Source organism: Streptomyces sp. NPDC051364, assembly GCF_040682115.1.
GTDB lineage: Bacteria > Actinomycetota > Actinomycetes > Streptomycetales > Streptomycetaceae > Streptomyces.
In genome coordinates this window covers 30,490-47,748 of the sequence record NZ_JBFBAH010000039.1, presented here as the reverse complement: position 1 = coordinate 47,748, position 17,259 = coordinate 30,490, and the positions used below count along the sequence as shown (strand labels likewise).

At 73.0% G+C, this 17,259-nt stretch carries 17 protein-coding genes and 1 pseudogene; 8 read left to right on the top strand and 10 right to left on the bottom strand.

The window, feature by feature from the left end; all coding sequences use genetic code 11:
• Positions 1-53 precede the first annotated feature (53 nt).
• Positions 54-845 (bottom strand): metal-dependent hydrolase, encoded by a 792-nt coding sequence (locus tag AB0M76_RS38760; RefSeq protein WP_133898761.1) that lies wholly within the window; start codon positions 843-845, stop codon positions 54-56.
• Positions 846-990: 145 nt separating this feature from the next.
• Here AB0M76_RS38760 and AB0M76_RS38755 point away from each other — a divergent pair, with 145 nt between their 5' ends.
• The 3 genes from AB0M76_RS38755 to AB0M76_RS38745 all read left to right on the top strand — a co-directional run bounded on the left by AB0M76_RS38755 (position 991) and on the right by AB0M76_RS38745 (position 4,956).
• Complete coding sequence (locus AB0M76_RS38755; RefSeq protein ID WP_365957428.1) at positions 991-3,513, top strand: DUF3516 domain-containing protein; 2,523 nt, start codon at positions 991-993, stop codon at positions 3,511-3,513.
• Positions 3,514-3,619: 106 nt separating this feature from the next.
• Positions 3,620-4,522, top strand: a complete 903-nt coding sequence (locus tag AB0M76_RS38750; RefSeq protein WP_365957427.1) for an acyl-CoA thioesterase II — start codon at positions 3,620-3,622, stop codon at positions 4,520-4,522.
• Between the two features lie 32 nt (positions 4,523-4,554).
• Positions 4,555-4,956: a YchJ family metal-binding protein gene (locus AB0M76_RS38745; RefSeq protein WP_365957426.1), complete on the top strand. Its 402-nt coding sequence runs from the start codon at positions 4,555-4,557 to the stop codon at positions 4,954-4,956.
• On the opposite strand, the gene AB0M76_RS38740 is transcribed toward AB0M76_RS38745, so the two are convergent.
• Both AB0M76_RS38740 and AB0M76_RS38735 read right to left on the bottom strand, forming a co-directional pair.
• Entirely contained in the window at positions 4,944-5,789 is an 846-nt protein-coding gene (locus AB0M76_RS38740; protein WP_365957425.1) for a DUF6397 family protein, read from the bottom strand. The two genes, AB0M76_RS38745 and AB0M76_RS38740, sit on opposite strands and share 13 nt — an antisense overlap.
• A 104-nt stretch (positions 5,790-5,893) precedes the next feature.
• On the bottom strand, positions 5,894-6,292 hold the full coding sequence (locus AB0M76_RS38735; RefSeq protein WP_030296771.1) for a roadblock/LC7 domain-containing protein: 399 nt from the start codon (positions 6,290-6,292) through the stop codon (positions 5,894-5,896).
• 108 nt (positions 6,293-6,400) lie between these two features.
• Between AB0M76_RS38735 and AB0M76_RS38730 the strand changes: the two genes are divergently transcribed.
• A complete protein-coding gene (locus AB0M76_RS38730) occupies positions 6,401-6,829 on the top strand; it encodes a PPOX class F420-dependent oxidoreductase (RefSeq protein ID WP_267001064.1) in 429 nt (142 codons plus the stop codon).
• 32 nt (positions 6,830-6,861) lie between these two features.
• Here AB0M76_RS38730 and AB0M76_RS38725 read toward each other — a convergent pair whose 3' ends face one another.
• The 5 genes from AB0M76_RS38725 to AB0M76_RS38705 all read right to left on the bottom strand — a co-directional run bounded on the left by AB0M76_RS38725 (position 6,862) and on the right by AB0M76_RS38705 (position 11,936).
• Positions 6,862-7,527 carry an ATP/GTP-binding protein gene (locus AB0M76_RS38725; RefSeq protein ID WP_365957424.1) on the bottom strand — a complete coding sequence of 222 codons (666 nt, stop codon included), beginning with the start codon at positions 7,525-7,527 and terminating at the stop codon, positions 6,862-6,864.
• Entirely contained in the window at positions 7,527-7,916 is a 390-nt protein-coding gene (locus AB0M76_RS38720; protein ID WP_365957423.1) for a DUF742 domain-containing protein, read from the bottom strand. The genes AB0M76_RS38725 and AB0M76_RS38720 overlap by 1 nt, the downstream gene beginning before the upstream one ends.
• Positions 7,917-7,928: 12 nt before the next feature.
• The gene (locus tag AB0M76_RS38715) at positions 7,929-8,372 is read right to left on the bottom strand and encodes a roadblock/LC7 domain-containing protein (protein WP_266631662.1); all 444 of its coding nucleotides are present in this window, start codon (positions 8,370-8,372) and stop codon (positions 7,929-7,931) included.
• A complete protein-coding gene (locus tag AB0M76_RS38710; protein WP_365957422.1) occupies positions 8,372-11,038 on the bottom strand; it encodes a nitrate- and nitrite sensing domain-containing protein in 2,667 nt (888 codons plus the stop codon). Before AB0M76_RS38710 ends, AB0M76_RS38715 begins: the two co-directional genes overlap by 1 nt.
• 91 nt (positions 11,039-11,129) lie before the next feature.
• A complete protein-coding gene (locus AB0M76_RS38705) occupies positions 11,130-11,936 on the bottom strand; it encodes an MHYT domain-containing protein (protein WP_365957421.1) in 807 nt (268 codons plus the stop codon).
• Between the two features lie 214 nt (positions 11,937-12,150).
• Here AB0M76_RS38705 and AB0M76_RS38700 point away from each other — a divergent pair, with 214 nt between their 5' ends.
• On the top strand, positions 12,151-12,750 hold the full coding sequence (locus AB0M76_RS38700; protein WP_365957420.1) for a methyltransferase domain-containing protein: 600 nt from the start codon (positions 12,151-12,153) through the stop codon (positions 12,748-12,750).
• Between the two features lie 66 nt (positions 12,751-12,816).
• Here AB0M76_RS38700 and AB0M76_RS38695 read toward each other — a convergent pair whose 3' ends face one another.
• A complete protein-coding gene (locus AB0M76_RS38695) occupies positions 12,817-13,731 on the bottom strand; it encodes an oxygenase MpaB family protein (protein WP_365957419.1) in 915 nt (304 codons plus the stop codon).
• 135 nt (positions 13,732-13,866) lie between these two features.
• Between AB0M76_RS38695 and AB0M76_RS38690 the strand changes: the two genes are divergently transcribed.
• Together AB0M76_RS38690 and AB0M76_RS38685 are read left to right on the top strand one after the other, a co-directional pair.
• Positions 13,867-14,661 (top strand): hypothetical protein, encoded by a 795-nt coding sequence (locus AB0M76_RS38690; RefSeq protein ID WP_365957418.1) that lies wholly within the window; start codon positions 13,867-13,869, stop codon positions 14,659-14,661.
• 22 nt (positions 14,662-14,683) lie between these two features.
• A pseudogene (locus tag AB0M76_RS38685) lies at positions 14,684-15,140 on the top strand (SAM-dependent methyltransferase).
• Between the two features lie 106 nt (positions 15,141-15,246).
• Here the strand turns inward: AB0M76_RS38685 and AB0M76_RS38680 are convergent.
• On the bottom strand, positions 15,247-15,429 hold the full coding sequence (locus tag AB0M76_RS38680) for a hypothetical protein (RefSeq protein WP_266669547.1): 183 nt from the start codon (positions 15,427-15,429) through the stop codon (positions 15,247-15,249).
• Between the two features lie 399 nt (positions 15,430-15,828).
• Here AB0M76_RS38680 and AB0M76_RS38675 point away from each other — a divergent pair, with 399 nt between their 5' ends.
• Positions 15,829-17,205 (top strand): GAF domain-containing protein, encoded by a 1,377-nt coding sequence (locus tag AB0M76_RS38675; RefSeq protein WP_365957417.1) that lies wholly within the window; start codon positions 15,829-15,831, stop codon positions 17,203-17,205.
• The last annotated feature ends 54 nt before the right edge of the window (positions 17,206-17,259 follow it).

Genomic DNA, 17,259 nt, shown 5'->3' with positions numbered 1-17,259 from the left:
CCCGCTCCCCCGCTGCTGTACGGGGGAACGGGGTCTTTGCCTTGCCGGACGGACTAGATGAAGCCGAGGGCGGAGGCTCCGCCTATGCCGCCGAGCAGCATGAACACGGGCATGAGCACCTTGAGCTCCACCCAGCTGCCGGCCCGGAAGCGCATCCCCTTGGGCGGGCCGATGGGGTACCAGCGCTTCCCGGCGATCGGCAGGGGCCACAGGATGGGGCAGCCGGAGACGGTCAGGGCGTCGCCGATGTCGTGGACCAGGGCGCCGAGGAGGATCGGCAGGCCGAGCCATAGGTACTCCTGGCCGGGGCCGGTGAACAGCCATCCGGCGCCGTTGCCGGGCTGGTCGAGGACGCCGGCCAGGATCCAGGCGCTGGTGGCGCCGAGCAGCCAGACGAGGACGTCGCTGGACATCCGGGCGGCCCGCCAGAGCAGGCCCTCGACGGCCAGGACCAGGTGGACGAAGAGCAGGACGAGCACGCCCCAGCGGTCGGTGGTGGCTGCCAGCGCGGAGGAGCCGGCGCCGATCAGGACGGCCCACAGCCAGGTGTGCGTCAGGGTGCGGTGACCGCCGGTGCGGCGGGCGTCCTTCGGGGCGCGGGTGGCCTTGTAGACGGCGTAGGAGATCTTGTCGACCACCTCGCACAGGCCCCGGGAGAGCGGGCCGAAGGCGCGCGAGATCGTCGCCGACTTGTGGTCCAGGTCGGGGGCGAGGGCGGCACCGGCGCAGATGAGCGCGCCGACGACGAGGACCGGCCAGGGCATCGGGTGTCCGGCGGCCGCGGCCGCCGCTCCCACCCCCAGCCAGGCTGCCGCCCCGGACAGTGAGTGCGCCGGACCCATCATGGTCGTTCCCCGCCCCAGTCGTGTGGTGGTCGGGCCCTGTTGACGGTTTCGTTCGGGCCCGGTCGACGGCACAGCGTACAGTCGGTGATCTTCGCCGTATCCGCCGGTTCCCTCTTCCGGCGGGAAGCCAGGCAAGATGGGGGGTGTGACCCTCATTGATCAGCTCCCGCCGAACGCCGACCCCGACGCCCTCTTCGAGGCTTTTTCCTCGTGGGCGGAGGATCAGGGCATCACCCTGTACCCGGCGCAGGAGGAGGCGCTGATCGAGGTCGTCTCCGGGGCGAATGTGATCTTGTCCACCCCGACCGGCTCCGGCAAGAGCCTCGTCGCGGCGGGCGCGCACTTCACCGCCCTCGCCCAGGACAAGGTGACCTTCTACACCGCCCCGATCAAGGCGCTGGTGTCGGAGAAGTTCTTCGATCTGTGCAAGCTCTTCGGCACCGAGAACGTCGGCATGCTGACCGGCGACGCCTCCGTGAACGCGGACGCCCCGGTGATCTGCTGCACCGCCGAGGTGCTGGCGTCCATCGCCCTGCGTGACGGCAAGTACGCCGACATCGGCCAGGTCGTCATGGACGAGTTCCACTTCTATGCCGAGCCGGACCGCGGATGGGCGTGGCAGATCCCGCTGCTGGAGCTCCCGCAGGCGCAGTTCGTCCTGATGTCGGCGACGCTCGGCGACATGAAGCGGTTCGAGGGGGACCTGACCCGGCGCACCGGCCGGCCGACCTCGGTGGTCCGCTCCGCGACCCGGCCCGTGCCGCTGTCGTACGAATACGTCACGACGCCGATCACCGACACGATCACCGAACTGCTGGAGACCCGGCAGGCCCCCGTCTACATCGTGCACTTCACGCAGGCCCAGGCGGTCGAGCGGGCGCAGTCGCTGATGAGCATCAACATGTGCACCCGCGAGGAGAAGGACAAGATCGCCGACCTGATCGGCAACTTCCGCTTCACCACCAAGTTCGGCCAGAACCTCTCCCGCTACGTCCGGCACGGCATCGGCGTCCATCACGCCGGCATGCTGCCCAAGTACCGGCGCCTGGTCGAGAAGCTGGCCCAGGCCGGCCTGCTGAAGGTCATCTGCGGTACCGACACCCTGGGCGTCGGCGTCAACGTCCCCATCCGCACGGTGCTGTTCACCGCGCTCACCAAGTACGACGGCAACCGGGTCCGCACGCTGCGCGCCCGCGAGTTCCACCAGATCGCCGGCCGCGCGGGCCGGGCCGGCTTCGACACGGCGGGCTATGTGGTCGCCCAGGCGCCCGAGCACGTCATCGAGAACGAGAAGGCGCTCGCGAAGGCCGGCGACGACCCGAAGAAGCGCCGCAAGGTGGTGCGCAAGAAGGCTCCCGAAGGCTTCGTCGCCTGGTCGGACACCACCTTCGAGAAGCTCATCGCCGCCGACCCGGAGCCGCTCACCTCCCGGTTCAAGGTCACCAACATCATGCTGCTGTCCGTCATCGCCCGTCCGGGCGATGCCTTCCAGGCGATGCGCCACCTCCTCGAGGACAACCACGAGCCGCGCAAGGCCCAGCTGCGCCACATCCGCCGGGCCATCGCGATCTACCGCTCGCTGCTGGACGGCGGCGTGGTCGAGAAGCTCGACACCCCCGACGCCGAGGGCCGCACGATCCGGCTCACCGTCGACCTCCAGCAGGACTTCGCGCTCAACCAGCCGCTGTCCACCTTCGCCCTGGCCTCCTTCGACCTGCTGGACCCCGAGTCCCCCTCCTACGCACTGGACATGGTCTCCGTTGTCGAGTCCACGCTGGACGACCCGCGGCAGATCCTGGCCGCCCAGCAGAACAAGGAGCGCGGCATCGCCGTGGGCGCGATGAAGGCCGACGGGATCGAGTACGAAGAGCGGATGGAGCGTCTCCAGGACGTCACCTATCCCAAGCCGCTCGAAGAGCTCCTCTTCCACGCCTACGACGTGTACCGCAAGAGCCACCCGTGGGTCGGCGACCACCCGGTCTCCCCGAAGTCGATCATCCGCGACATGTACGAGCGCGCGATGACCTTCACCGAGTTCACCTCCTTCTACGAGCTCGCCCGCACCGAGGGCATCGTGCTGCGCTACCTGGCGGGGGCGTACAAGGCGCTGGACCACACCATCCCCGACGACCTCAAGTCCGAGGACCTCCAGGACCTCATCGCCTGGCTGGGCGAGCTCGTCCGCCAGGTCGACTCCAGCCTGCTCGACGAGTGGGAGCAGCTGGCGAACCCGGAGGTGGAGACGGCGGAGCAGGCCCAGGAGAAGGCCGACCAGGTCAAGCCGGTCACCGCGAACGCGCGCGCCTTCCGCGTCCTGGTCCGCAACGCCATGTTCCGCCGCGTGGAGCTCGCCGCGCTGGACCACGTCGACCAGCTGGGCGAGCTGGACGGCGAGGCCGGCTGGGACGCGGACGCCTGGGGCGAGGCCATGGACGCGTACTGGGACGAGTACGACGACCTGGGCACCGGCCCCGACGCGCGCGGCCCGAAGCTGCTCCAGATCGAGGAGGACCCGGCGCACGGCCTGTGGCGCGTCCGCCAGACCTTCGCGGACCCGAACGGGGACCATGGCTGGGGCATCAGCGCCGAGGTCGACCTCGCGGCCTCCGACGAGGAGGGCCGTGCGATCATCCGGCTGACCTCGGTCGGTGAGCTCGGCGCGCTCTGACTTCCCCCTGGACTCCGTCCGGGGGGACCCCCACCCGCAAGCGACCGGCCTCGCCGGCTCCGGTTTCCCGCCGGCGGCGCCCTGACCTGACAGTGGAGAACCTCTGATGACGAACCCGGCCGAGAGACTGGTCGATCTGCTCGACCTGGAGCAGATCGAGGTCAACATCTTCCGCGGCGCCAGCCCGCAGGAGTCCCTCCAGCGGGTCTTCGGCGGGCAGGTAGCCGGCCAGGCGCTGGTGGCCGCCGGCCGCACCACCGAGAGCGACCGCCCGGTCCACTCGCTGCACGCGTACTTCCTGCGCCCCGGCATCCCGGGGGTGCCGATCGTGTACCAGGTGGAGCGGGTGCGCGACGGGCGGTCCTTCACCACGCGCCGCGTCACCGCGGTCCAGCAGGGCAAGACGATCTTCAATCTCACCGCCTCCTTCCATCATCCGGAGGAGGGCAGCATCGAGCACCAGCTGCCTCCCCGACTCGACTTCCCCCACCCGGACGCGCTCCCGAAGGTCGCGGACGAGATCCGCGAGCACTTGGGCGCGCTGCCCGAGGCGCTGGAGCGGATGGCCCGCCGCCAGCCGTTCGACATCCGGTACACGGACCGGCTCCGCTGGACTCCCGAGGAGCTCAAAGACGCCGATCCGCGCAGCGCGGTGTGGATGCGCGCCGTCGGCCCGCTGGGCGACGACCCGCTGGTGCACACCTGCGCCCTCACCTACGCCAGCGACATGACCCTCCTCGACGCCGTGCGCATCCCCGTGGAACCCCTGTGGGGCATGCGCGGGTTCGACATGGCCTCGCTGGACCACGCCATGTGGTTCCACCGGCCGTTCCGCGCGGACGAGTGGTTCCTGTACGACCAGGAGTCGCCGATCGCGCACGGCGGCCGGGGCCTGGCCCGTGGCCGTATCTACGACGTTGAGGGCAGGCTGCTGGTCTCCGTGGTCCAGGAAGGCCTCTTCCGCCCGTACGCCGAGAACGCGGCCAAGCCGCCCGTGTCCCCCCAGTAGTCCGCCCCCTCCCCGAAGAGCTGAGCACACCCATGCCCACCCCGGCCCTCCCCTGCCCCTGCGGGCTGCCCGCCGCCTACCCGGAGTGCTGCGGCCGCTTCCACTCCGGTGCGCAGCAAGCGCCCACCGCCGAGCTGCTGATGCGCTCCCGCTTCAGTGCGTTCGCCGTCGGCGACACCGCATATCTGCTGCGCTCCTGGCACTCGAGCACCCGGCCCGCCCGCCTCGACCTGGATCCCGACCAGCGCTGGGAGCGCCTCGAGATCCTCGCCGCCGAGCGCGGCGGGATGTTCGAGACGGAGGGCTCGGTGGAGTTCCGGGCGTACTACCGCGAGGGCCGGCACGCCGGTTCCCTGCACGAGCACAGCGCCTTCACGCGCGAGGCCGGGGCCTGGGTCTATATCGGCCCCCTCTCCCCCGTCTACTTCGGCTGACCGCGCGCCCCGGTCAGCGCGAAGTCCAGGCTGGTGCGGTACCAGTGGATCTCGTCCGGCGGCTCCGCCCGCAACAGCCGGAGCGCCACGGCCGCGGCGGCCGGGATCTGTGGGTGCCCGTACGGCGGGGGCGGGGCGAGCGCGGCGAGCACGATCCGCTCCGCCGGATCCGGCACGGCCTCCCGCAGCTCGTCCGCCGGGAGTACCGAGGCCAGGACGGCAGCCCGCTCCCAGGGGTCGGCGGTTCGTCTCAGCAGCAGCCCCACATGCCGCCCGCGCCACTTCCGCGGCCGCAGATCCGCTCTGGCCGCCATCAGCTCCCGGTCCGCCGGGGGCGCGCTCCCGCGCAGTATCCCCGCTTCCCGGGCGGCGAACTCCCGCAGCTCCGCGGCCAGATAGAGCCACACCACCACCCGGTAGCGGTTGATCCGGTAGCCGACCGGGGTGATGTGCCCGCAGCGCGCGAGCCGGGTGAACCGGCCGGGGCTGATCCCCAGCACCCCGCCCGCGGCCTCGGCTCCGGCCACGGTCTCGACCCGCTCGCGCAGCGCGCCCGGGAACCCGTCCGCCAACCGGATCCGGTCCAGCTCCGTCCGCGGGTAGCGCGCGGCCCCGCCCGGCGCCGGCGGCCCTGCGCGAAGGATGCCCAGCTGGACGGCCCGGGCGAACTCGGTCCGGGTCAGCCCCAGTTCCCCGGCGGCCCGGGCGCCTCCCACCGCCGCATCCGGCAGCGGGTCCGCCCGTACCACCGCCGGCCCGTACGCCCGCACATCCGGCAGGGCCGGCTTTCCTGCATCCGGCAGCACGCGCCCCGACTGCGTCGCGACCTTCATGACGGTCCTCCCCCACGAGCGATGATTACTCTGTGTGAAGACCGTAACTCAGCGCTACGACGCCCCGCGAGGCCTGTGGATAACTCCGGGAAGGCCGGAAGTCATCAGCCCCCGGTGATCCGCCGCTCTGCCACACCCAGGTGCTCTCCCACCCGGTTGACCAGCAGCGTCATCTCGTACGCGACCTGACCGATATCGGCCTCGGCGGCGCTGAGCACGCACAGCGAACTCCCCGCGCCCGCCGCCATGACGAACAGGACGCCGTCGTCGTATTCGACCATCGTCTGCCGTACCTCGCCGGCCCGGAAATGCCGGCCCGACCCCTTCGCCAGGCTCTGCAGCCCCGCCGCCACCGCGGCCAGGTGCTCCGCGTCCTCCCGAGCCAGCCCCGCGCTCGCACCCGTCACCAGGCCGTCGTTGGACAGCACCACCGCATGCCTGACCTGCTGGACCCTGCGCGTCAGATCGTCGAGCAGCCAGTCCAGCTGCTTGTCCAGTGCCATTTCGAGCCCCTCCCCGTCGACGCCGCCGGCATGGCCGCGCCCCACCCCGCGTAGTAAGTGCACGCCAGCCTTCCCCACCAGTGCCTTTCGGGCAAGGAGGATGTGCCCATGGCGAAGAAGATGACTCAAGAGGAATGGCGGGCATTCGTCTCGTACGGGACCCGCACCGGCAAGCTGTCCACCGTCCGCGAGGACGGCAGTCCGCACATCGCACCCATCTGGTTCGTTCTCGACGGCGATTCCTTCGTGTTCAACACCGGCAAGGGCACGGTCAAGGGCCGCAACCTGCTTCGCGACGGACGGGTCGCGCTCTGCGTCGACGACGACCGTCCGCCGTTCTCCTACGTCGTCCTCCAGGGGCGCGCCGAAATCAGCGAGGACCTGGAGGAGATGCTCCCCTGGGCGACGCGGATCAGCGCCCGTTACATGGGCGAGGAGCGTGCCGAGGCCTTCGGCCGTCGCAACGCCGTCCCCGGCGAACTCCTCGTCCGCGTCACCATCGACAAGGTGATCTCCGTTGACGGCGTGACCCACTGAGGCGAGCACCGCCGCGCCCACCGCAGGCCCACTCACACGGAATCGGCCTGCGGCTCCACCGATTCGAGCAGCCGGGCGGTGTGCACCCGCCCGGCGTACTCGACCAGCCTGATCAGCACCTCCTTCCCCGAATCCTTGTCCCGCGCATCGCACAGCACCACCGGCGTCCCCGACTCCAGGTCCAGTGCCCGCGAAACCTCGTGCGCCCCGTACCTCCGCGCGTCCGTGAAGCAGTTGACGGCCACCACGAACGGGATGCGCCGGTGCTCGAAGTAGTCCACCGCCGGGAAGCAGTCCTCCAGCCGGCGGGTGTCCGCGAGCACCACGGCGCCCAGGGCGCCCTGTGACAGCTCGTCCCACAGGAACCAGAACCGGTCCTGCCCCGGGGTCCCGAACAGGTAGAGCGACAGCCCGGACCGGATGGTGATCCGGCCGAAGTCCATGGCCACGGTCGTCGTCGTCTTCTGGGCGACCCCGCCCGTGTCGTCGACCAGTTCGCCCGCCTCGCTGAGCAGTTCCTCCGTCCGCAGCGGCCGGATCTCGCTGACCGCGCCGACCAGCGTGGTCTTGCCGACCCCGAACCCGCCCGCCACGAGTATCTTCAGCGCGAGCGCGGCCAGTTCCCCGTCGGCCTCCGGATCCTGGTCCGCGTCGGGCACCCGGGCCGGTCCGCCCTGTCCGTCGTGGCTTTGTCCCATCACAGCGCTCGCAATCCCTCGATGACTTCACGCAGAATCCGCTCGTCCGGCAGCCGGGCGGGTGGCACCGGCCGGCTGACCTTGACGTGCCCGCCCTCCAACAGGTCCCCGAGCAGCACCCGCACCACGCCCACGGGCAGGTCCGCGTCCGCGGCGAGCTCCGCCACCGACTGGGTCTCGGACCGGCAGAGCCCGAGCAGTGCCCGGTGTTCGGGGCCCAGCAGCGACTCGGCCGCCGCATCCGTGCCGGCAGCGCCCTCGTTGTCTATGACGACCAGCGCGATCAGGTCGAACCGGACCCCGTGCGGACCCGGCTTCGTACGCCCGCCGGTCATGGCGTACGGACGGACGAGCGGGCCCGCGTCGGCGTCGTACCACTGGCCGTTCATTGACCGCCGCTCTCAGCCTGCAGCCGGCGGCCGCGCCGCGAACCGGGGCGGGGTGTAAAGGTGCTCCCCGACCCGCTTCACGAGCCGGGCCATCTCGTAGGCGATCAGCCCGATGTCGGCGCTCGCCGCGCTGAGGACGGCAAGGCAGGAGCCGTCCCCGGCGGCCGCGACGAACAGGAACCCCTCGTCCATCTCCACCATCGTCTGGCGCACGCCCCCGACGTGGAAGTGCCGGCCCGCGCCCTTCGCCAGGCTGTGGAATCCGGAGGCCACGGCGGCCAGGTGCTCCGCGTCCTCCCGGCTGAGCGCGCTGGACGCGCCCACCGCCAGTCCGTCGTTGGACAGGACCACGGCATGCCGGACCTCGCGGACCCGGACCACCAGGTCGTCCAGCAGCCAGTCCAGTTCGCCGGACCTGCGGACGCCGTCGAGGTCGAATCTCTGGTGCTCGATCATCACACTTCTCCTTCACTGCCTGCGTGGGCAGAGTTCTCCTGGGCCCCGCGGACCCAGCCGGCCCGGTAGGCCGCCATCCGGTCCCGGGCCTGCTCCGGACTGCGCCCCGGCGGGTCCTCGGACGGGCGCGCCCCGGCCGGGGTCTTCGGGGCGGGGGTCTCGCGCAGCTGCGGGACCAGGCTGGCCTGGCGTACGCGGCGCGGCAGTTCGGTGACCGAGGCGTCGGGCACGGAGGCGGAGCCTCCGGCGAGCCGCGGGGCGGGTGCGGGCGAAGGCGCCGGAGCGGAATCCTCCGCCGACGCCGGAACCGGTGCGGCCTGAGTACGGGCGGCCGCGCCCCCGGGACCCCGCGGCCGCAACGAGGCCACCGGGGCCGGGCGCGGCTCCTCCCGTACGGGGCTGCGGTCGGGGAGCGGGATGCCGCGCCCGTCCTCCCGTACCGCCGAGCGGCGGGCGGCGTCGTCCCGTACCACGGTCATCGCGGGCGGCTGCGGTGCCGGCTCCCCCCGTCCCGCCGGGGCCTCGGCCAGCGGGTCCCGGTCCGGGGCCGCCGCCGGCGCGGAGCCGGTCTCGATCGCGCCCTGGAGCAGGGAATTCGGCAGGAGCACCACGGCGGTCGTGCCACCGTACGGTGACGTACGCAGGTGCACCCGCACACCGTGCCGGGCCGAGAGCCGGCTGACCACGAAGAGCCCCAGCCGGTCGCTGTCGAACAGGTCGAGGGCCTCGGACTGTTCGATGCGCCGGTTGGCCTCGTGGAGGGTCTCGCGGCCCATGCCGAGCCCCCGGTCCTCGATCTCCAGGACGTATCCGGCGCCGACGGCCTCGCCGCTGACGCGGACCTTGGTGTGGGGCGGGGAGAACTGGGTGGCGTTCTCGATGAGTTCGGCGAGCAGGTGCGTGAGGTCGGCGACGGCGCCGCCGATCACGGCGGCCTCCGCCAGCTGGCGGACCTCGACGCGCGGGTAGTCCTCGATCTCGGAGACGGCGGCCCGTACGACGTTCGTCAGCGGGACCGGCATCCGCCAGGCGCGCCCGGGGGCGGCACCCGACAGGATGATCAGGCTCTCGGCGTGCCGGCGCATCCGCGTCGTGAGGTGGTCGAGGCGGAAGAGGTCGCCGAGTTCGCCGGGGTCGTCGGCGCGCCGTTCCATCGAGTCGAGCAGGGTGAGCTGCTTGTGCACCAGGACCTGGCTGCGGCGGGCGAGGTTGACGAAGACGCCGCTCACGCCGCTGGCGAGCTCGGCGCGCTCGACGGCTGCGCTGAGGGCCGCCCGGTGGACGGTGGCGAGCGCCTCGCCGACCTGGGTGATCTCGTCGTCGGCGGGCGGTCCGGGCGGGGTCTCGGCGTCGACGTCGATGTCCTGGCCGGCCCGCAGCCGGTCCATGGCGTGCGGGAGCTTGCGGTGGGCGATCTCCAGGGCGGTGTTGCGCAGCGAGACGAGTTCCACGACGAGGGCGCGGCCGATGCGGACGGAGATGACGAGGGAGGCGGCGACGGCGGCGAGGCCCAGCAGTACGGCGGCTCCGGCGGTGCTGAGCCCGGCCTGGGCGAGGGGGTCGGTGCGGTCGGCGGCTGCGGCGTGCGCGGCGGCCTCGATCTCGCGCATGGAGGTGCTGATGCTCGTGTACGCGGCGTCCCAGCCGGCCGGCGCTCCGCGGGCCGCGTCCTTGGCCGACGCGGTGGCTGACCCGGCGGCCGCGCCCGTGGCCGTCCCCGCGGCGACCACCCGGTCCTCGGCAGCGGTCAGTTCGGCGTAGGCGGCGCTCTTGGCCACCGACTGCCAGGCGGCCTGCTGGGCGGCGGGCAGGTCGTCGGCGGAACTCGCGGTGAGAGCGCGGCGGGTCTCGACGATGCCGGTGAGGCGCCGAAGCGTTTCGGCGGTGCGCGGGCCGGGCGCGGCGATCAGCGCGTCCTCACGGGAGAGGAGTTCCCCGGCGCGGGCGAATTCGAGCAGGACGCGGGCATCGGGGCCGAGTTCGGCCTTCTGGCCGCCGGAGAGGGATCCGTCGACGGAGAGGGCGCTGTCCACCACGCGGGCGTACGTCTCGTACGCCGCGTCCGTGGTCGCACGCCGGTCCGCGACGTCCTTGCGGGTGGAGCCGAGGCCCTCCGCCGCGGCCACGAAGGCCCCGACCCGGACGACGACTTCGGTGCGGTGGTCGCCGGATTCGGCGACGGTGTGCCGGTCGCCGAGCCGCAGCCGCGCGACCGCGGCGTCGGTGCGCCGCGACTGCTGTTCCAGGGCGGCGCCCTGGTCGGCGGAGGGGTCGGCCAGGTAGCGGACGGCGGCGCGCCGTTCGGCCTGCAACTCGGTGACGGCGGCCGCGACGGGGGTGCGTATCTGCTCGTCGACCCGCTGGACGCGCGTGAGCCGGGCGATGTCCTGGGCGGTGCTGACGGTCGCGAAGCCCCAGAGGGCGAGCAGCGAGACGACCGGGACCATCAGGAGCGACACGATCTTCGCGCGGACGGTGGCGGGGCGCAGCCGCAGCCGGCGGGACCCGCGATCGGCGTCAGCCGCCGGGGCGGGACGGCCGGACTGCCGGTCCTGCCGCGCCGCCGGCTCCTCGGCGGGCGGTCCGGCGTGGGCCCGGCGGCCGCGCGCCGGGGGCGCGGGCAGCTGCGGCGCCGCTGCTTCCGGTGGTCTGCGGGGTGTGCGCATGGGCTCCTCGTTCGGGGTGCGGTCCAGCGGGGTCGAGTCGGGGAGTCGGGCCGGGTCGGGCCGACGGGCCGATCAGGCCGAGGTCAGCGGTTCAGCAGGCGGGCGCGGCGGGCGCAGCGGACCCGGGTGCCTGCTTGCCCAGGTGCCGGGCGGCCGAGGCGGAGGCGGCACGCTCGTCCGCGGTCGGGGAGAGCGCGACGAACGCGGAGGTGATGAAGAGGTACGAGCCGAGCCCGACGGCGAGTGGGAAGATGAACTGCATCGCGGTGGCCCCCGGCAGGGCATGGTCCGAGGGGACGACGCGGACGGCGACCGCCATCATCCCGGTGTAGTGCATGCTGCTGACGGCGGCGCCCATGACGAGCGAGGCGACGGCCACGGCGGTCGGCGCCTTGATGTGGAGCGCGGCCCACAGTGCGGCGGTGGCCGCGACGACGGCGATGGCGACCGAGAGCCCGACCATGAGGGGGTCGTACGAGATGCTGCCGTGCAGGCGCAGGGCGGCCATGCCGAGGTAGTGCATGCTGGCGACGCCGAGGCCGGTGGTGAGCCCGCCGAGGACCAGGGCGCGGCCGCGCTCCCTGCCGTAGCCGACGGCGAACACGCCAGCGCCGACGACGATCACGGCGACGAGCAGGCTGAGGATGGTCAGCGGCACGTTGTAGTGGATCTCGGTGCCGGTGACGTTGAAGCCGAGCATCGCGACGAAGTGCATCGTCCAGATGCCGGTGCCGATGGCGGAGGCGGCGGTGAGGAGCCAGTTGCGGCGGGAGGATCCGGTCGTCGCGGCGAGTGCGCGGACGGTGCAGCGCAGCCCGAGGGCGGCACCGATGGATGCCATCACATATGACAGTACGGGTGTCAGCCAGCCATAGGCCGCGTGGTCGAGGTGTCCCATGGCCCCGGGACGCTAGTCCGGGTGAGGGCACGAACAAGGGGCGCATTTCGAAAGCAGCTGGAACTGCGGGAATATGACAAAGCTACGTTCATCTTCGATCACGCCACGTGCCACCTTGCGCACACACCGCACGCACCGCACGCACCGCATGCACTGCACACGCAGCTCGCACCGCTGACACCCCGGGCACAAGCCCGTGGGGGATCATGTCTGTATGAGCGAAGACCACACGCACGTGCAGGAGTTCTTCGGGGCACGCGCCGCCGACTGGGACCGGAAGTTCCCGGATGACGGGCCCGCGTTCACGACCGCCGTGGCCGAGTTCGGCCTGCACCCCGGGGACCGCGTGCTCGACGCGGGCTGCGGAACCGGGCGGGCGCTGCCGGCGCTGCGCGCCGCCGTCGGCCCGGCCGGCACGGTGCTCGGCGCGGACCTCACCCCGCAGATGCTGGCCGCCGCGCGGCAGGCCGGCCGGGGCGCGCAGGGCACGCTGCTGCTCGCGGACGTGGCCCGGCTGCCGCTGCGCGACGGGGTGCTCGACGCCGTCTTCGCCGCAGGGCTGATCGCACACCTGCCCGACCCGGAGGCGAATCTGCGGGAGCTCGCCCGCGTCGTGCGCCCCGGTGGCGGGCTCGCCCTGTTCCACCCGATCGGGCGAGCGGCCCTCGCGGCGCGGCAGGGACGCGAGCTGACGCCCGACGACCAGCGGGCCGAACACAACCTCGGCCCGCTGTTGGCCGGTTCGGGCTGGGACATGACCTCGTACGCTGACGAGGACGCCCGCTTCCTGGCGCTCGCGGTGCGCCGCGCCTGACCCGCACACCCTTCACACACTTTTGTACGTCGGCACCTCGCCCGGCGTCCGCGGAGGTACCCCGGATCACGCCGGAGGCTGGGCCTCGGCCCCGGCCGGCCGGCGGGGATGCGGCACAGGGCATCCCCCCGAGCCGGGCACGGGAAACGTGCCGAGCTCGCCCACGTCGTAGCCGTGGGGGTAGCCCTTGATCTCCGGGTTCTGCCGGGCGTAGTGCGGGGCCTTGCGCGGCGGCAGCAGCCGGACGGCGCGGCCGCGCAGCTTCAGGGCGCCCCGGAACAGTGCCTTGACCTGGGGGCGGGGGCTCTCGTAGCGGAATGCGGAGAGCAGCGGCTCGTCGAGGAGGGAGAGGCTCAGTGCGCGCACCGCGGGGGCGAGCGGGGCCGGGTACCAGGAAGCCATCAGGCCGATGGTGGAGTCGGCGACCTTGCGGCCGCCCTCGTCCCAGCCGAAGTGGGCCCCCTCGTAGGCGTTCAGGGTCTCCTCGAACTCCTCGTAGGAGCCCGGGATGTCCGTGATGCCCAGGTGCCGACCGAGTTCGGCGTAGTAGTTCGCGCTGGCCCGGCGCTCGTGGTGGGTCATCGGGCGCCAGCCGTAGGCGTCCAGCCAGCGCACCGGAATCACCACGAAAGTGCACAGGACGTAGCGCATGTCCTCGTTGCCGATGTCGTAGGCGCGGTGCATCTGGTTGACGCGGCGGATCGCGGTGCGCGCGGTCTCGCTCTCGAATCCGTGCTCCACGACGGCGTCGAGGAGCAGCGCGGTGTCGTCGTAGCGTTTCTGCGGGCGGTCGGTGAACTCGGCGGTCTCGGCCAGCAGGCGGCCGATGCCTGGCACGGCGTAGGTGCGGAAGAGGGCGAGCTCCAGCGCACGCGTGAAGTCCCAGGGGAACTCGTAGGTGGCGGTGAGCCGGTAGATGGTGAGGAAGTCCTTGTCGGGGTCGAGACGGAGGATCTCCCTCAGCCGGTCGTAACGCTGCACCGGGTGTCCCTTTCTGTGGCGGGGACCCAACTCTACGTGCAGGTAGCAGGCTTGGAAATCGTCGCCCGCAGGCTCTCGACGCGGGGGTTACCCGCTGGTTAGGGTGCGCCGACGAGAGAGCGACCGGGAGGCCACGTGTCCGACGAGGAGGAGGGCGGTTCGCTCTATGTGCTGACCGCCGTGCTGCTGACCTCTGCGCAGTTCCCGAGCATCCTGGGCGACGATTTCCCGGAGGCCTGCGCGCTGCTGGGTGTGAAGCCGGTGGCGCGGGGGTACGGGCTGGTGCTCGGCCAGGACGAGGAGGGTGCGCGCTGGACCGTCGTCGTGGACGACGTCTCGCTCGTGGCCATGGCGATCGCGTCCTGGGACTGCGGCATGGAGTACGACCTGTCGCCGGACGAACGGACGATCGTGGTCTCGCTGGCGGGCTGGCCGCTGGACCTGTCGGTGGCAACGCCGGGGGTCCCGGATCCGCACGATCCGGAGCAGGGCGCCGACGGCACCGGGCGGGTGCCGCTGGCGCCCCCCTCCGCCGAGGCGTGGGGGCCGGTGCAGCGGCGCATGGGCGCGGACCAGATCGCCCGGGAGTGGTCCGACTGGCGCGAGCGCATCGCGACGGACGGCGGGGCTGCGGCCGCGGCGCACCCCGGGCTCGCGCGGGCGCTCGAGGAGGCCGTGGAGTACACGCAGAGCCCGCCGCCGCCCGGACGGGTGCGGTCGTCCTTCGCGGGCGAGGGGGCGCGGACCCTGCGGGTGGACGGCCCCGGGTGGTCGCTGGTGGCCCGCACCGACGACGCGGCCTTCGTACTGCTGGACGAGGAGGCGGGCGAGGTGCTCGCGGTCCCCCGCGACGGGGATCCCGATCTCGGTCTGCCGAAACTGCCGGAGCTGTTGGCGGCGCTGGACCGCATCGCCGTACGCCCGGTCTGAACCCGAGGGAGACGCTGTGCCGGTGGAGTCGGAGCCGGTGGCCGTGGTGGTGGGCGGCCGCGCGGAGGTCGTCGACGACGGCTGGGGGGCGGGAGACGGCCGTGATCCGCCTGGACGCCGGACGGTTCGGCCCGGAGGCCCTGTACGGGCTGGCGGAGTTCTCGCACCTCGAGGTCGTCTACCACTTCGACCGCGTCCCGGTGGAGAAGATCGAGACGGGCGCGCGGCACCCCCGGGGCAACCCGGACTGGCCGCTGGTCGGCATCTTCGCGCAGCGCGGCAAGAACAGGCCGAACCGGCTGGGTGTCTCCCGGTGCCGGATCCTGAAGGTGGACGGCCTGGACGTGCACGTGGAAGGCCTGGACGCGGTGGACGGCACCCCGGTGCTCGACCTGAAGCCGTACCTGGCCGAATTCGGCCCGCCCGGAGAACTGCGCCAGCCGGAGTGGGCCACGACGCTGATGCGGGACTACTACTGACCCCGGCCCGCCGCGCCGGGGCGCGGGCCCGGACGCCCCGCCCAGGCCCGGGCCGCTCAGCCGGCCCCGGGTCCGGGCGGTGATGGGCGGATGCGGCCGCGCCCGCTCAGCGGCCGAGCTGCTTCTTGGATATACCCCGCAGACGACGCCGCTGGGAGGAGTCCAGCAGCAGGTAGGCGGCCGCCGGCACCCCGATCAGGACCAGCAGCCCTGCCCAGAACCCGACCGTCCAGAACAACACGATGGCTGCCGCGACTCCGGCAACCGCGACCTTGCCGCGCTTGGACATCTGCGGACACCTCCAGCTGTCGTCGACCACTACCCCCTCAACGCGCCACCGCGACCACGCGTTCCCGGAGCCTGCCACGGGCAGGACCCGTTCCTGCTCCTGCTGCCGCGCGGGCGCGGCCCTGGCGGCGCCGGAGGACGACCGCACGTCGGGCCGGACCACCCCTGCCCGGCCCCGCGCGCTCCGGCCGCCAAGGCTCCGCTCCTGCGCCGCGTCCGCGCCCGGTGGACGGTCCCGAGAACGCACCACCAGCTCCGGCTGCGCGGGCACCGGCCGCGAGCAGCTGTACCTGGCGGCGTTTCGCCGCCGCGTGGCCGACGTAGTGCTTGTCGGGGCTCGGGGTCGGGACGACGATGGGGACGCTCCGGACACGACACCGCGGCACCACGGGAGGGTGACATGGACGATCCGTCGGTGGCGCTGCCGGGCGGGGCCGATCCCGCCGAGCGCACGCGCGTGCTTCGCCGGGCGCACACCGCGTTCATGCAGGACGGGCTGGTCGAGGCCCCGGTCCGGGCGGTGATCGCGAACTCCTGGCGGCGGTGCGCCCGGGCCCGGGTCGGCCCGGAGTGCACGCCCCGGGTGGACCTGGCGGAGGCGGAACTGCGGTCGTACCGTGCGCAGCACCCGCTGGCCCGGGTGATGCCGGTGTTCCGGGACCTCGTAGGGGCCTTCGCGGCGCACGGGGCCCATCTGCTGGCGGTGTGCGACGCGCGGGGCAGCCTGCTGTGGGTGGAGGGCGAGACGGCCACGCTGCGCCGGGCGGAGGGGCTCGGCTTCGTACCGGGCGCACGCTGGGCCGAGGCGGCGATGGGGACCAACGCCCCGGGTACGGCGGTCGCCGTCGGGCAGCCGGTCCAGGTATTCGGGGCCGAGCACTTCAGCCGCCCGGTCCACCCCTGGACGTGTGCGGCGGCCCGGGTGCGCGACCCCCGTACCGGCCGGCTGCTCGGCGCGGTGGACATCACCGGCGGCGACGGCCTGGCCCATCCGCACTCCCTCGCCTTCGTGCAGGCGGTGGCCCGGGCCGCGGAGGCCCAGCTGGCGCTGCTGGACCCGTTCCCGCAGGGCGCCGGGGACACCCTCGGCGCCCTCGGCCGGGACGAGGCCCTGCTGGCCGGCGGTGACGGCGCGAGGATCCGGCTGGGGCGGCGGCACAGCGAGATCATGGCGCTCCTCGCGCACCACCCCGAGGGGCTGTCGGGCGAGGAGCTGGCGATCGCGCTGTACGAGGACGAGTCGGTGTCACCGGTGACCCTGCGCGCCGAAATGTCACGGCTGCGCGGGCTGTTGGGGGCCCGCGGCCCGCTGTCGCGGCCCTACCGTACGGCGGCGCCGCTGGAGGCGGACTTCACCGTCGTGACCCGCCACCTGGCGGCCGGCGCCGTGTCGGCGGCGCTCCACCACTACGCAGGCCCGCTGCTCCCCGGCTCGACCGCGCCGGGCATCGTCCGGCTGCGGCGCCGGATCGAGGACCAGACACGGGCCGCCGTGATCGCCCGGGCGGACGTAGGGCTGCTGACGGACTGGGTGTGCGCCCCGTGGGGCGCGGACGATGCGGCGGTGTGGCGGGCGCTGGCCGCCGCGCTGCCGCCGGAGGGACGCCCGGCCGCGCTGGCCCGCGTACGGGCACTCGACAGCGAACTCGGCACCGCAGGCCCTCACCCCACCACCGCATCCGTGCCCGTACCCGTATCCGGCGCCGAACCGCCCACCGTCCGGCGGGAGTCGGCGCGGCCGGGCCGTGCAACGTATCCGCAACCTGCCCGCTCCTAGCCTCCTCCCGAGCGCTGTCCGACGGCGGCCGGCGCCCGGCAAGGGGAGGACACC

What these genes read in the sequence shown, in the direction of transcription:
- AB0M76_RS38760 (WP_133898761.1), bottom strand. Translation starts at nt 845, where the DNA reads ATGATGGGTCCGGCGCACTCACTGTCCGGGGCGGCAGCCTGGCTGGGG.
- AB0M76_RS38750 (WP_365957427.1), top strand. Translation starts at nt 3,620, where the DNA reads ATGACGAACCCGGCCGAGAGACTGGTCGATCTGCTCGACCTGGAGCAG.
- AB0M76_RS38745 (WP_365957426.1), top strand. Translation starts at nt 4,555, where the DNA reads ATGCCCACCCCGGCCCTCCCCTGCCCCTGCGGGCTGCCCGCCGCCTAC.
- AB0M76_RS38740 (WP_365957425.1), bottom strand. Translation starts at nt 5,789, where the DNA reads ATGAAGGTCGCGACGCAGTCGGGGCGCGTGCTGCCGGATGCAGGAAAG.
- AB0M76_RS38735 (WP_030296771.1), bottom strand. Translation starts at nt 6,292, where the DNA reads ATGGCACTGGACAAGCAGCTGGACTGGCTGCTCGACGATCTGACGCGC.
- AB0M76_RS38730 (WP_267001064.1), top strand. Translation starts at nt 6,401, where the DNA reads ATGGCGAAGAAGATGACTCAAGAGGAATGGCGGGCATTCGTCTCGTAC.
- AB0M76_RS38725 (WP_365957424.1), bottom strand. Translation starts at nt 7,527, where the DNA reads ATGGGACAAAGCCACGACGGACAGGGCGGACCGGCCCGGGTGCCCGAC.
- AB0M76_RS38720 (WP_365957423.1), bottom strand. Translation starts at nt 7,916, where the DNA reads ATGAACGGCCAGTGGTACGACGCCGACGCGGGCCCGCTCGTCCGTCCG.
- AB0M76_RS38715 (WP_266631662.1), bottom strand. Translation starts at nt 8,372, where the DNA reads ATGATCGAGCACCAGAGATTCGACCTCGACGGCGTCCGCAGGTCCGGC.
- AB0M76_RS38710 (WP_365957422.1), bottom strand. Translation starts at nt 11,038, where the DNA reads ATGCGCACACCCCGCAGACCACCGGAAGCAGCGGCGCCGCAGCTGCCC.
- AB0M76_RS38705 (WP_365957421.1), bottom strand. Translation starts at nt 11,936, where the DNA reads ATGGGACACCTCGACCACGCGGCCTATGGCTGGCTGACACCCGTACTG.
- AB0M76_RS38700 (WP_365957420.1), top strand. Translation starts at nt 12,151, where the DNA reads ATGAGCGAAGACCACACGCACGTGCAGGAGTTCTTCGGGGCACGCGCC.
- AB0M76_RS38680 (WP_266669547.1), bottom strand. Translation starts at nt 15,429, where the DNA reads ATGTCCAAGCGCGGCAAGGTCGCGGTTGCCGGAGTCGCGGCAGCCATC.
- AB0M76_RS38675 (WP_365957417.1), top strand. Translation starts at nt 15,829, where the DNA reads ATGGACGATCCGTCGGTGGCGCTGCCGGGCGGGGCCGATCCCGCCGAG.